This is a genomic window from Pseudomonas fluorescens (assembly GCF_003732425.1).
In the GTDB taxonomy this organism is placed as follows: Bacteria; Pseudomonadota; Gammaproteobacteria; order Pseudomonadales; family Pseudomonadaceae; genus Aquipseudomonas; species Aquipseudomonas fluorescens_BE.
This window is the reverse complement of sequence record NZ_MOBX01000005.1, coordinates 100,376-113,337: the sequence shown is the minus strand read 5'-3', so window position 1 is coordinate 113,337 and position 12,962 is coordinate 100,376. Positions and strand designations below refer to the sequence as shown.

Annotated in this window: 8 protein-coding genes and 1 pseudogene; 7 read left to right on the top strand and 2 right to left on the bottom strand. The window is 60.9% G+C overall.

Annotation, left to right across the window (positions count from 1 at the left end; all coding sequences use genetic code 11):
- Positions 1 to 202: 202 nt before the first annotated feature.
- The 5 genes from BK670_RS08340 to BK670_RS08320 all read left to right on the top strand — a co-directional run bounded on the left by BK670_RS08340 (position 203) and on the right by BK670_RS08320 (position 9,714).
- A complete protein-coding gene (locus BK670_RS08340; protein ID WP_123449385.1) occupies positions 203 to 2,653 on the top strand; it encodes a glycogen/starch/alpha-glucan phosphorylase in 2,451 nt (816 codons plus the stop codon).
- A 167-nt stretch (positions 2,654 to 2,820) separates the two neighbouring features.
- A complete protein-coding gene (locus tag BK670_RS08335) occupies positions 2,821 to 6,405 on the top strand; it encodes a DUF2339 domain-containing protein (protein ID WP_123449384.1) in 3,585 nt (1,194 codons plus the stop codon).
- Entirely contained in the window at positions 6,402 to 7,766 is a 1,365-nt protein-coding gene (locus BK670_RS08330; RefSeq protein ID WP_123449383.1) for a DUF3999 domain-containing protein, read from the top strand. The genes BK670_RS08335 and BK670_RS08330 overlap by 4 nt, the downstream gene beginning before the upstream one ends.
- A gap of 331 nt (positions 7,767 to 8,097) precedes the next feature.
- On the top strand, positions 8,098 to 9,108 hold the full coding sequence (locus BK670_RS08325) for a class 1 fructose-bisphosphatase (RefSeq protein ID WP_016772098.1): 1,011 nt from the start codon (positions 8,098 to 8,100) through the stop codon (positions 9,106 to 9,108).
- Positions 9,109 to 9,111: 3 nt separating this feature from the next.
- Entirely contained in the window at positions 9,112 to 9,714 is a 603-nt protein-coding gene (locus tag BK670_RS08320; protein WP_123449382.1) for a DUF924 family protein, read from the top strand.
- Between the two features lie 106 nt (positions 9,715 to 9,820).
- Here BK670_RS08320 and BK670_RS30190 read toward each other — a convergent pair whose 3' ends face one another.
- The gene (locus BK670_RS30190) at positions 9,821 to 10,585 is read right to left on the bottom strand and encodes a methyl-accepting chemotaxis protein (protein ID WP_371260421.1); all 765 of its coding nucleotides are present in this window, start codon (positions 10,583 to 10,585) and stop codon (positions 9,821 to 9,823) included.
- Positions 10,586 to 10,678: 93 nt separating this feature from the next.
- Positions 10,679 to 11,701 (bottom strand): annotated as a pseudogene (locus BK670_RS30185) (HAMP domain-containing protein); the annotation flags it as partial.
- Between the two features lie 293 nt (positions 11,702 to 11,994).
- Between BK670_RS30185 and BK670_RS08310 the strand changes: the two are divergent.
- The gene (locus BK670_RS08310) at positions 11,995 to 12,249 is read left to right on the top strand and encodes a hypothetical protein (RefSeq protein ID WP_003220802.1); all 255 of its coding nucleotides are present in this window, start codon (positions 11,995 to 11,997) and stop codon (positions 12,247 to 12,249) included.
- 30 nt (positions 12,250 to 12,279) lie between these two features.
- Complete coding sequence (locus BK670_RS08305) at positions 12,280 to 12,849, top strand: lipocalin family protein (protein WP_123449380.1); 570 nt, start codon at positions 12,280 to 12,282, stop codon at positions 12,847 to 12,849.
- Positions 12,850 to 12,962: the final 113 nt, after the last annotated feature.

Sequence of the window (12,962 nt, the reverse complement as noted above, 5' to 3'; positions counted from 1 at the left end):
TTTGAACAACCTTTCGCCAGATTTTTTCTCCATGCAGGCATTTTTCCGAACAATTCGGCACGGCCCCTGCATTCATTAGCTGATCCGCCAAGGTAATGCCGGGCCAGCTCAAAGTCTCTGGAAAAACTGCCGAACCAGAGCCTCTACCGTCGGTCAGACCGTCTAGGCTCAGACAATTCCCCGTTCGCCCGAGGTCCTATCGATGACTCAAGAACCACTAGTTCGCGAAGCAGAGGTGGCCGCATTTCGCGACGCCGTCCTGACCAAACTCACCTACGCGGTGGGCAAAGACCCCGATCACGCCTTCGATCATGACTGGTTCGAAGCCATCGCTTTGGCGGCGCGTGATCACATGGTCGAGCACTGGATGGACCACACCCGGCAGATCTATCGCAAAGGCCAGAAGCGGGTGTATTACCTCTCGCTGGAATTCCTTATCGGCCGTTTGCTTTACGACAGCCTGAGCAACCTTGGCTTGCTCGACGTCGCCCGCGAAGCGTTGACCGAACTTGGCGTCGATCTGGAGCGCATTCGTTTGCTGGAACCTGATGCGGCGCTTGGCAACGGCGGCCTCGGTCGTCTGGCCGCGTGCTTCATGGAAAGCATGTCGACCCTCGGCATCGCCGGCCACGGTTACGGCATTCGTTATGAGCACGGTTTGTTCCGTCAGGCCATCGTCGATGGCTGGCAGCAGGAGCAGACCGAACACTGGCTGGATTTCGGCAACCCGTGGGAATTTGAGCGTCCGGAAGTCGTGTACACCATTGGCTTCGGCGGCAGTGTGGAAACCGTCACCGATGTCAGCGGCCAATCCAGACAAGTCTGGTCGCCGGCGGAAACCGTCCGTGCCATTGCTTACGACACCCCGGTCGTCGGCTGGCGCGGGGCAAGCGTCAACACTTTGCGCCTGTGGCGTGCCCGCGCCATGGAAGACCTGCACCTGGAGCGCTTCAACGCCGGTGACCATTTGGGCGCGGTGGCCGAAGTGGCCCGCGCGGAAAGTATCTCCCGCGTGCTCTACCCGGCGGACAGCACCGAAGCCGGGCAGGAACTGCGCCTGCGTCAGGAATACTTCTTTGTCGCCGCTTCGCTTCAGGATCTGCTGCGCCGCCACCGCAACATGCACACCTCGGTGCTGACCCTGGGCGATCACGCGGCGATTCAGCTCAACGACACCCACCCTTCGATTGCCGTGGCCGAACTGATGCGCCAGCTGGTCGACGTCTACGACGTGGCGTGGGATGCGGCGTGGCAAGTCACCGTTGACACGCTGTCGTACACCAACCACACGCTGCTGCCGGAAGCGCTGGAAACCTGGCCAGTAGGCTTGATGGAACGCATGCTGCCACGGCACATGCAGATCATTTACCTGATCAACGCCCAGCACATCGACTCGCTGCGGGCCAAAGGCATTCACGATTTCGACGTGCTGCGCGCGGTGTCGCTGATCGAAGAAGACAATGGTCGCCGCGTGCGCATGGGCAACCTCGCGTTCCTTGGTTCGCACAGTGTTAACGGTGTGTCCGGGCTGCACACTCAGCTGATGCGCAGCACGGTATTTTCCGAACTGCACAAGCTCTACCCGGAGCGGATCAACAACAAAACCAACGGCATTACCTTCCGCCGCTGGCTGTTCCAGGCCAACTCCGAACTGACCTCGATGCTGGTCGATTCTCTAGGCCCGGAGGTGCTGGATAACCCCGAAGAACGCCTGCTCGATCTCGAACCGTTCGCCGAGAAAACCGCGTTCCGCAAAGCCTTTGCCGAGCAACGGCTGCACAGCAAGAAAGCCCTGGCCTATCTCATTCACGAACGGCTGGGCATCGCGGTCAATCCGGCGGCGATGTTCGATGTGCAGGTCAAACGCATCCATGAATACAAACGCCAGTTGCTCAATCTGATGCACACCGTGGCGCTGTATCAGGCGATTCGCGCCGAGCCGGAAGTCGACTGGGTACCGCGAGTGAAGATCTTCGCCGGTAAGGCAGCGGCGAGTTATCACCAAGCCAAACTGATCATCAAGCTGACCAACGATATCGCCCGGGTAGTGAACAACGACCCGACGGTGCGCGGCCTGCTGAAAGTGGTGTTCCTGCCCAACTACAACGTCAGCCTGGCGGAGAGCATCATTCCGGCGGCGGACTTGTCCGAGCAAATTTCCACCGCCGGTTTCGAGGCGTCGGGCACCAGTAACATGAAGTTCGGCCTCAACGGCGCGCTGACCATCGGCACGCTGGACGGCGCCAACGTGGAAATGTGCGAGCGCATCGGCGCCGAGCACATGTTCATCTTCGGCCTCAGTGCCCAGCAGGTGGAGGCGCGCAAACAGAACCACGAGTTCAGCGCCGCGCCGGATATCGCCGCGTCTCATCGTCTGAACGATGTGCTGCAAGCAATCCGTAGCGGGGTGTTCTCGCCGGATGACACCTCGCGTTATACCGGGCTGATCGATTCGCTGGTGGATTACGACCGTTTCCTGGTTTGCGCCGACTTCGATTCCTACTGGGAAGCGCAGAAACGCGTTGAAGCGCATTGGCACGACTCCAATAACTGGTGGCGTTCGGCGGTGCTCAATACGGCGCGGATGGGTTGGTTCTCGTCAGACCGGACGATTCGCGAGTACGCCACGGATATCTGGAAAGCACTGGAGTAACTTTCCGTTCGGCTCGATATAATCGCGTGCCGAAAAAGATCGCAGCCTTCGGCAGCTCCTACACAGGTGTTCGCATAACCCTGTAGGAGCTGCCGAAGGCTGCGATCTTTTTGGGTCCGGCTGCGCTAATCTTCCCGGATTGGCCTTTGCGCTTAGGGATATCGACCATGCAATGGATGTTCATGTTGATCGGGCTGGTGCTCGGCTGGCTGCTCGACGAGTCGTTTAGTGATGCGCTGTTGGGCGCGTTGCTGGGACTGGTGCTCGGGCAGACGATCCGCATCGCGCGGCTGGGCTCGCTGGCGACGGAGCAACAACGTCAACTTGAGCAGGCGAAGGTCGCTTTGCAGGGTGTCGAACAGCGTCTGTTTCTGCTCGAAGGTGCGCCGCTTCGTGCCGCGCCGCCACCGAGTGCGGCGCCTGTTTCCGCGCCAGTCGTAGAACCCCTCACAACAGCCGAAGAAGCCCCGGCGCCCGAACTGGTCTGGGAGCTGCCGCCCGAACTCGAACCGATTTCCGCCGTCGCCAGCGAAACCAGCCAAGCGCTGCCCGCTGATGTCTGGCGCCTCGACGCCGTCACACCCGAACCGCCAAAACCTGCCGAACCCCGAGGCCCGAACCTCATCGAGCGTGGCATCAGCGCCGCGCGCAACTGGCTGTTCGGCGGCAACACCGTGCTGCGGGTGGGCGTGGTGTTGCTGTTCTTCGGTCTGGCGTTCCTGCTGCGCTACGCCACTGAAGGCATGGTCGTGCCGATCGAATTGCGTTACGCCGGTGTCGCGGCAGCCGCGTTGGGCTTGCTCGCGCTGGGCTGGTGGCTGCGGCGGCGCAATAGCAATTACGCGTTGATGCTGCAAGGCACCGGCATCGCGGTGCTGTATCTGACGGTGTTTGCGGCGATGCGCCTGCACCCGTTGCTCGATCCGTCCGCTGCGCTCGGACTGTTGGTCGCGGTCACCGTTTTCTCGGCAATTCTCGCCATCACCCAGGATGCTTTGGGACTGGCCGCAGCGGCAGCGCTGGGCGGGTTTGCCGCGCCAATCCTGACCTCGACTGGCGCTGGCAATCACGTCGCGCTGTTCAGTTATTTCGCGCTGCTCAACGCCGGCATTCTCGCCATCGCCTGGTTCAAGGCCTGGCGTCTGCTCAACCTGATCGGTTTCGTCGGCACCTTCGGCATCGGTTTCGCCTGGGGCCTGCGCTCGTATGCGCCGGAGCTGTTGTGGAGCACCGAGCCGTTCCTGATTCTGTTCTTCCTGATGTACCTCGCCATTGGCTTGCTGTTCGCTCGGCGCAAGTTGCTCGACATGCCCGATGCGCCGGCGGAGGGCGACCGCGACGCGTTGCTGCACTGGTCGGCGCGCAAGGGCGATTACGTCGACGGCACGATGCTGTTCGGCCCGCCGATCATTGGCTTCGGATTGCAGTTTGCGTTGGTGCAGCATCTGGAATTTGCAGCGGCATTCAGTGCGCTGGTGCTCGGCATGATCTACATGGCACTGGCCAAGGTGTTGATGGGTGGCCGGGCGGTGTTACTGGGCGAAACCTGTCTGGCGCTCGGGGTGATTTTTGCCAGTCTGGCGATTCCGCTGGGGCTGGATGCGCGTTGGACCTCGGCCGCATGGGCGGTGGAAGGTGCGGGAATTTTCTGGCTCGGTCTGCGTCAGCATCGACCGTTCGCCCGGGCCTTCGCCTTGCTGCTGCAACTGGGTTCGGCGTTGGCGTTTCTCAGTCAGTTACGCGTCGGCGAAAGCAGTCTGCTCGACGGTGCACCGCTGGGCGCGTTGATGCTCGGGATTGCGTTGCTGTTCAGCTTCTATCAACTGCGCAAGGCCTCGCCGGAACAGACCTCACCTTGGGAGCGTCAAGGCTTGCCGGTGTTGGCGTGCCTGGGCCTGACCTTCCTCTATCTGCTGGCGCCGCTGTTTTTCTTCGTTCAGGCCACAGCGATCAGTTGGGCGCTGGCCGGATTGGCGACTCTGTTTGTCGGTCTGCGCATTCAGTCGCGCACGTTCCTGTTCACCGCGTTTGCCGTGCAGTTGCTTGGCGGTGCGTTGTTCCTGTTGCGTCTGCAAGGCGCGGGCGAGGATTCGGCGGCGGTGTTCAATGCCGGTTGGAGCGGCTTGTTCAGTGCGTCGTTGATCGGTCTGGCGTTGATCGCCGGCATGCTGTTGGCGGCTCGCGACGAGATGGTGCGCGGCGACGTGCGTCTGCTGCGTGGTCTGTCGGTGGTGCTGCTGGCCGGTCTGGTGCTGATCAATCTGGCGGTGCTGTTCGTGCTGCCGTGGCAAACGGCGAGCGCGGTGTGGGCCGCCAGTGGTTTGCTGATCATCTGGCTGAGCCTGTACCTCAAACAACGCGTGAGTTTCGTATTCGGTTTGTTGTTGCAGGTGATCGGTGGCGCGGCGTTTTTACTCGCCGGTCCCGAATGGCTTGGGCCGCTGTCCAGCGAAGGCCTGAAACCGTTGGCCCATGGCGGATTCTGGACGCCACTGGTATTGGGGCTGGCGGCGCTGATCGGTGCCTGGCGTCTGCAACTGGGCAACCATGCTTCAGCGTTCGACGCGTTGAGTCTGCAGCGCTTGTCCGACGTGTTGCTGGTGTGGGGCGCCGGTTGGTGGGCGCTGGCGTGGATCAGTGAAGTGCTGCGGTTTGCTTCGCCGAATCTGCAAGGCACGTTGTTGCTGTTGGTCGCGGCCATCAGTGTGGCGCTGTGGGCGGTGCTGTCGCTGCGGTTGAAATGGCCGGCGCTGGGCCTGCTCTGTACGTTGCTGATTCCGGCGGCTGCTCTCGTGCTGCTCGGCGCATGGCATTCGCGATATCACCCGGCGGCCGATTTTGGCTGGTTGGCATGGGCTGTGGTGTTCGCCGTGCACTTCTTCAGCCTGCGACGCCTGGCGCCGATGCTGCCGGCGCGTGCCTTGAGCACGGCGCATGTGCTCGGCTGCTGGCTGCTGATCGGCGTGCTGGCGCTGGAGTTACGCTACGGTCTGCTGCTGTTGTCCGAGCAATACAACGCCTGGCGCTGGCTCGGCTGGGCGATTCTGCCGAGCGTTTATCTGTTGCTGGCCGCGGCACCGCGCACCTGGCCGTGGCCGGTGGCGGCATTCCCTCGCGAATACCGCTTGTATGCCGCCGCGCCGTTGGCGGTGTTGATGCTGGTGTGGTTCTGGCTGGCCAATGGCGTCAGCGATGGTAATGCCGAGCCACTTCCTTACGTGCCGCTGCTCAACCCATTGGAGTTGGGGCTACTGTTCGCGCTGTTCGGCGTTTATGTGTGGTCGCGCAGCGCCGTTGCGCAACTGTCGATTCGCCAGGACTATGCCGAATACGCTACGCAATTGATCGCCGGGGTTTCGCTGTTCGTCTTCTGCACCGCACTGGTGACCCGCGCGGCGCACCATTGGGCCGGGATTCCGTTCGAACTCGATCAACTGCTCGCCTCGATGCTGGTGCAAGCCGGGTTGTCGATCGTCTGGACGCTGATGGCGCTGGGGTTGATGATTGGCGGCCATCTGCGCCATCGCCGCGAAGTGTGGCTGATCGGCGCGGCGCTGATTGCACTGGTGGTGGCCAAACTGATTTTTGTCGAATTGAGCAACCGTGGCGGTCTCGCCCGGATCGTCTCGTTTATCGGTGTCGGCGTGTTGCTGCTGGTGGTCGGCTATTTCGCGCCACTGCCGCCCAAACGCGTCGACGCTCAACCGGTGGCGGACAAACCGGCCCCGGACACCGAAGGAGTTTCATCTTGAGTCGCATGCGAAACCTGGGTTGGTTGGCGTTGGGCGTGGTGATGGTGGTCGGCGCTCAGGAAAAACCGGCGGACTTCGCCACGCAGGTGCCGCTGACGGTGAGCGGCAACGGCCCGTGGTATCGCCTCGAATTGCCGTTGAGCGTGCAATTGCAGGCGCGCCAGACGGATCTCAGTGATCTGCGTGTGTTCAACTCGGCCGGCGAACCTCAGGCCTACGCCTTGGCGCGCGAATCAGCGCAGACCCGCGACGACGGTCAGTTGCATGAGGTGAAATGGTTCCCGCTGTACAACGCCGCCGACGCCAGCGAACGCGCGCCGAACGTGCGCGTGCAATCGACCACCAACGGCACGCTGATCGAGGTGCAGCCGTCCAGCCAGTTGGAGGCGGGTGAGGAGGTGCTGCGTGGCTGGCTGCTGGATGCCAGCGCGATCAAGGCGCCGCTGCAGCAGTTGATCCTCGACTGGACCAGCGAGCGCGACGGCTTCCAGCGCTTCAGCATTGAGGCCAGCGACGACCTGCAACACTGGCAAGCGTGGGGCGAGGGGCAGGTCGCACGACTGACCTTTTCCGATGAGCGCATCGAGCAACACGAAGTGACGCTGCCGGGGCAGTCGGCGCGTTATGTGCGGTTGCTGTGGGAGTCGCCGAATTCGGCGCCGATCCTGACGGCGGCACAACTGAAAAGCAGTGATCCGCGCAATGTGCCGCTGCCGTTGGTCTGGTCGCAGGCATTGGCCGGCAGCAGCACCAAGGCCGGGGAATACACCTGGCAATTGCCGATGGGCTTGAACGTCGAGCGGGTGCAGGTTGAGTTGAAACAGCCGAACAGTCTGGCGCCGGTGACGCTGGCGGGACGTCGCGAAAGCAGCTTGCCGTGGCAGACGCTGAGCAGTGGTTTGCTCTATCGCCTGACCCAGAATGGTCAGGACGTGGTGCAGAACGAATTGCAGCTCTACGGGCAGACCGTGCAGCAGTTGAAACTGAGCGTGGATGAGCGTGGCGGTGGTCTGGGTGAGCAGGCGCCTGGCTTGAAATATGCGGTGCGGGCGACGCAGGTGATTTTCCTTGCGCGCGGGGAGGGGCCGTACAGTCTGGCGTTGGGCAACGCGAGCGTGAAAACGGCGAACTTGCCATTGACGACACTGATCCCGGATTTCAAACCGGAGAAGCTGGCGGCGTTGGGTAAGGCTGCGGTTCAGGGTGAGGCGGTTGTCACGCAGACTTCGACCGCTACAGCGGCAGCGGTGGCTGAGACCAATTGGAAGAAGATCGGCCTGTGGGCGGTGTTGTTGCTGAGTGTGGTTTTTCTCGGGGCGATGGCGTTCAGCCTATTGCGCAAGCCTCCTGCCAAATCCTGAAAAGGCGGGTGCTGCGCACCCGATCGCGAGCAGGCTCACTCCTACAGTTAATTGCATTTCTCCAGATGGAATGCGATCAACTGTAGGAGCGAGCCTGCTCGCGATAGTGGCCTACCAGCCAATAAAAATACTCAAACTGCCGCTTCACTTAGGCACCACCCGTCCCGAACCGGTCTACGCTAAACCCGCTACCTGAACTCTCCACCGACAATCACGTCTCATACAGGCAATTACACCCCAACGCACGTTACCGGGCGTCTTCGCTCGCTACGTTTTCAGACTCCCTGTAAACTGCGCGGGTTTTTAGCCCCCCATTCCACCGGAGCCGTCCATGTCCCGCGTTACCCTGAGTCGCTATTTGATTGAGCAGACCCGCAGCAATAACACTCCTGCCGATCTGCGTTTCCTGATCGAAGTGGTGGCGCGTGCCTGCAAGGAGATCAGCCACGCCGTGTCCAAAGGCGCCCTGGGTGGTGTGCTGGGCAGCATGGGCACTGAAAACGTCCAAGGCGAAGTGCAGAAGAAACTCGACGTGATCTCCAACGAGATTCTGCTCGAAGCCAACGAATGGGGCGGTCACCTGGCCGGCATGGCGTCCGAAGAAATGGACAATGCCTACCAGATCCCGGGCAAATACCCGAAAGGCGCGTACCTGCTGGTATTCGACCCACTGGACGGCTCGTCGAACATCGACATCAACGCCCCGGTCGGCACCATCTTCTCGGTACTGCGTTGCCCGAACGAATACCTGAGCCAGAACGAGCCGCTGAACGAAAAAGCGTTCCTGCAGCCAGGCACCCAGCAAGTTGCCGCCGGTTACGCGATCTACGGTCCGCAAACCATGCTGGTGCTGACCCTGGGCGACGGCGTCAAAGGCTTCACCCTCGACCGCGAAATGGGCAGCTTCGTCCTGACCCACGAAGACATCACCATTCCTGAAACCACCCAGGAATTCGCCATCAACATGTCCAACCAGCGCCACTGGGAAGCCCCGGTACAGCGCTACGTTGGCGAGCTGCTGGCCGGTGAAGAAGGTCCGCTGAAAAAGAACTACAACATGCGTTGGGTCGCGGCGATGGTTGCCGACGTTCACCGCATCCTGACCCGTGGCGGTCTGTTCATGTACCCGCGCGACAGCCGTGAGCCGTCCAAGCCGGGCAAACTGCGTCTGATGTACGAAGCCAACCCGATGTCGTTCCTCGTGGAACAAGCGGGCGGCGCGTCCACCGATGGTCACCAGCGCATCCTCGACATTCAACCGGAAGGCCTGCACCAGCGCGTAGCGGTGTTCCTCGGTTCGAAAGAAGAAGTGGCCCGCGCCACGGCTTACCACAAGGAATAAACCATGCACGCGCCCTGGCAGCCGTTGCTCGATTGGTGGTTCGGACAGGCCGAATCCCCGGACGAGATATCGGCTGACAAGGGCAAGTTGTGGTTCGGTAAGAAAGACAGTCAAGACCTCGAAGCGCGTGAGCGTTTCGGGGTCTTTGTCGATCAGGCCCTGGCCGGCGAATTGACCGAGTGGACGCAACGTCCCGAAGGTTGGCTGGCGGTGGTGTTACTGCTCGATCAACTGCCGCGAATGATCTTTCGCGACACCCCCAAAGCGTTTTCCGGTGATTTGCGTGCGCAGAAACTCGTCGCGCAAGGTATTGCTGCGGATTTCGACCGGCAATTGAAGCCGATCCAGCGGGTATTCATTTATCTGGTGTTCGAACACTGTGAAAACCTCGCGGTGCAGAATGAGGCGGTTTCACGGTTTATCGATCTGGTGGCTGAACAGCCGGAAGCCGAGCGGGCGGTGTTTGCCGACAATCTGGACTACGCCGAGCGGCATCGGAAAGTGATTGCGCGGTTTGGTCGGTTTCCGCATCGCAATGCGGTGTTGGGGCGGGAGTCGACGGCTGAGGAATTAGTGTTTCTCTCCGAACCGGGTTCCAGGTTCTAAATCTTCATTGCGGCTGAATCCTCCTTCGCGAGCAGGCGCGCTCCCACTTTGAAATGCATTCCAATGTGGGAGCGAGCCTGCTCGCGAAGGCGTCAGTGGCAGCGCTTTAAATCCTGAAGCTACCGACCAATTGCTTCAACCGCGCCGCCTGCTGCTCCAGATCCGAGCACGCGCGCAACGTCGCCTGCAAGTTCTCCACACCTTCCTGATTCAGCGTGTTGATCTCGTTGATATCGACATTGATCGACTCGACCACTGCGGTCTGCTCTTCGGTCGCGGTGGCCACCGACTGGTTCATCCCGTCGATCTCGCCGATACGCTGAGTCACGCTGCCCAGACGCTCGCCGGCCTGGTTGGCGATGCCGACGCTGCTTTCGCTCTCGCGCTGGCTCTCGGTCATGATGCTGACTGCCTGACGCGCGCCGACTTGCAGCTCTTCGATCATCTTCTGCACTTGCTGCGCCGAATCCTGGGTACGGTGGGCGAGGTTGCGCACTTCATCAGCGACCACGGCGAAACCACGCCCGGCTTCACCGGCACGCGCCGCTTCGATCGCGGCGTTGAGCGCGAGCAGGTTGGTTTGCTGGGAAATGCTGGTGATCACTTCAAGAATCTGGCCGATGTTCACCGTGTTGCTGTTCAGGGTTTCGATGTTGCCGCACGAATCGCTGATCTTCGCCGACAGCTGCTGCATGGCGTGGATGGTTTTATCCACAACCTGCTGACCGTCGACCGCGAGGCTGCGCGCATCGCTGGAGTGTTGCGAGGCGAGTGCGGCGTTCTGGGCGATTTCCTGAGCGGCTGCGCCGAGCTGGTTGATCGCCGCGGCCACGCTGTTGGTGCGACTGGCCTGTTGGTCGGAGTTGTACATCGACGAGTTCGATGCCGCGACCACGCGCAGGGCGACTTCGTTAACCTGGCCGGTGGCCGAGGACACTTCGCGGATCGAGGTGTGAATGCGCTCGACGAAGCGGTTGAACGAGGTGCCCAGTGCGCCGAATTCGTCGTTGCCGTGAATGACTAGACGTTTGGTCAAATCGCCTTCACCTTCGGCGATGTCGTGCATGGCGCGGCCCATGGTCAGCAGCGGTTGCATCAGCACGCGGATCAGCATGCCGAGCAGGGCGATGATGATGACCACGGCAATGACCATGGCGATCAGCGCCGAGGTGCGGAACTCGCTGAGCATCGAGAACGCGGTGTCTTTGTCCAGCACCAGCGCCACGTACCAGTCGGCCGATGGCACGCCGTTGACGTGGGTGAAGGAGATCAGTTGGGTTTTGCCGTCGAACTCGACCTCTTTCAGGCCCGGGCTGACTTTCGGCGCACCATTCGGGTAGGCCTCGGCGAGGGTCTTGAGCACCAGTTTGCTGTCCGGGTGGATCAGGATCTTGCCGTCGGCACTGACGATGAACGCGTGGCCGTGGCCACCGAAGTTCAGCGAGTTGATGATCGCGCTGACGCTGGTCAGGTCGATATCAGCACCGGCGACGCCGAGCATCTGCCCTTGGCGCTGCACGGGCGTAGCTACGGTGATCACCAGTTTGCCCGAGGACGCGGCGATGTACGGCTCGGTGACGATGGTTTGCTGGGCGCTGTTGGCCGCTTTGTACCAGCCGCGAGCGCGCGGATCGTAATCCGGCGCGCGATTGCCGGCCGGCACCGAGAACATCACGCCGTCGGCGCCGCCGAAGTAGCTGAGCTGGAAATTGCCGGTGTAGGCGGGCAGATCGATGATGCGCTTCAGGCTGGCCGGGGCATTACCGTCAACGGCCACTTGCTGCGACAGCGATTGCAGCAACTGAATGCGGCTTTCCAGCCAGGTCTGAATGTTGCTGGTGGTCAGGCTGCCCAGTTCCTGCATCGAGGCTTCGGTGCTGCTGCTCAGGGCTTCGCGCTGTCGATAGTCGTTGAACAAAATGAAACAGGCGAACGCAATGGCCACCACGAGGGCGGCAGCCAACAAGATCTTGTGGCTGAATTTCATGTTTCTGGTCATCGAATGAACTACCGCGAAGGGACTGGTCAAGAAAGGGCGGCAATTTGCCACACTCGGAGGCTTTGCGCTGCTTTTATGTCGACCGGGGCGCGCCAAAGATTAGGCGTCCTTGGTGAAATGCGACGAAATGCTCACTAGCGTTACAAAGTGACTGATTTATCGGCAAATGCCAGACGGGCGGGCTAATAAATAGCCGTCCAGCCACGGAACCAGATGAGGGTTTTCTCTTCTAAGCTTCTGGTTGGCACCATGCCATCCCCCCTCGTTCCAGGAGTTACACCATGTCGCTGCGATCTATCGCCCTTCTGACGTTTTGCGTGCTGTTGGCCGCATGCAGCAAGGTCAATCAGGAAAACTATTCGAAGCTCTCGGCCGGTATGGCCAAGGCCGAAGTCGAGACTCTGCTCGGCAAGCCCACCGATTGCTCGGGCGCGCTCGGCATGTCCAGTTGCACCTGGGGCGACAAGAACAGCTTTATCAGCGTGCAGTACGCCGGTGACAAAGTGCTGATGTTTTCCGGCCAAGGCCTGAAGTAAACCGGGGCTTCGCGCCCACGGAGAAGAAAAATGAAGCGGTTATTGCTGATCCTTTTTGCCGGCCTGGTACTGGCCGGCTGCGCCACTTCCGGCGTCGACCCGTTGGCGCCGAAAACCGTCAACAGCGTCAATCTCAAGCGCTATCAGGGCACCTGGTATGAACTGGCGCGCTTGCCGATGTACTTCCAGCGCAACTGCGCGCAATCCGAAGCCCATTACACCCTCAAGCCTGACGGCAATGTCGCGGTGCTCAATCGCTGCCTGACTCCGGACTGGCAATGGGAAGAGGCCAAGGGCACGGCTTATCCACAGGTGCCGGGCAAGACCGACAAGCTCTGGGTCGAATTCGATACCTGGTTCTCTCGTCTGATTCCGGGGGTGGCGAAAGGTGAATATTGGGTGTTGTACGTCAGCGATGACTACAAGACCGCTATCGTCGGCGACCCGAGTCGAAAGTACATGTGGTTGCTGTCGCGCACACCGAGCGTCAACGGTGTGGTGCGTGAAGAACTGCTGAGCAAGGCGCGTCAGCAAGGCTATGACACGACGCGATTGATCTGGCGCGCGTCGGATCGGCAGATGGCCAAGACTTCGAATTAAGCATCGCCACAAATCAAATGTGGGAGCGAGCCTGCTCGCGAAGGGGGCGTGTCAGTTAACGAAGATGTAACTGATACACCGCTTTCGCGAGCAGGCTCGCTCCCACATTTTTG

Bases quoted from the DNA above. Each gene is read 5' to 3' on its own strand.
- BK670_RS08340 (WP_123449385.1), top strand. From the start codon at position 203: ATGACTCAAGAACCACTAGTTCGCGAAGCAGAGGTGGCCGCATTTCGC.
- BK670_RS08335 (WP_123449384.1), top strand. From the start codon at position 2,821: ATGCAATGGATGTTCATGTTGATCGGGCTGGTGCTCGGCTGGCTGCTC.
- BK670_RS08325 (WP_016772098.1), top strand. From the start codon at position 8,098: ATGTCCCGCGTTACCCTGAGTCGCTATTTGATTGAGCAGACCCGCAGC.
- BK670_RS08320 (WP_123449382.1), top strand. From the start codon at position 9,112: ATGCACGCGCCCTGGCAGCCGTTGCTCGATTGGTGGTTCGGACAGGCC.
- BK670_RS30190 (WP_371260421.1), bottom strand. From the start codon at position 10,585: ATGTACAACTCCGACCAACAGGCCAGTCGCACCAACAGCGTGGCCGCG.
- BK670_RS08310 (WP_003220802.1), top strand. From the start codon at position 11,995: ATGTCGCTGCGATCTATCGCCCTTCTGACGTTTTGCGTGCTGTTGGCC.
- BK670_RS08305 (WP_123449380.1), top strand. From the start codon at position 12,280: ATGAAGCGGTTATTGCTGATCCTTTTTGCCGGCCTGGTACTGGCCGGC.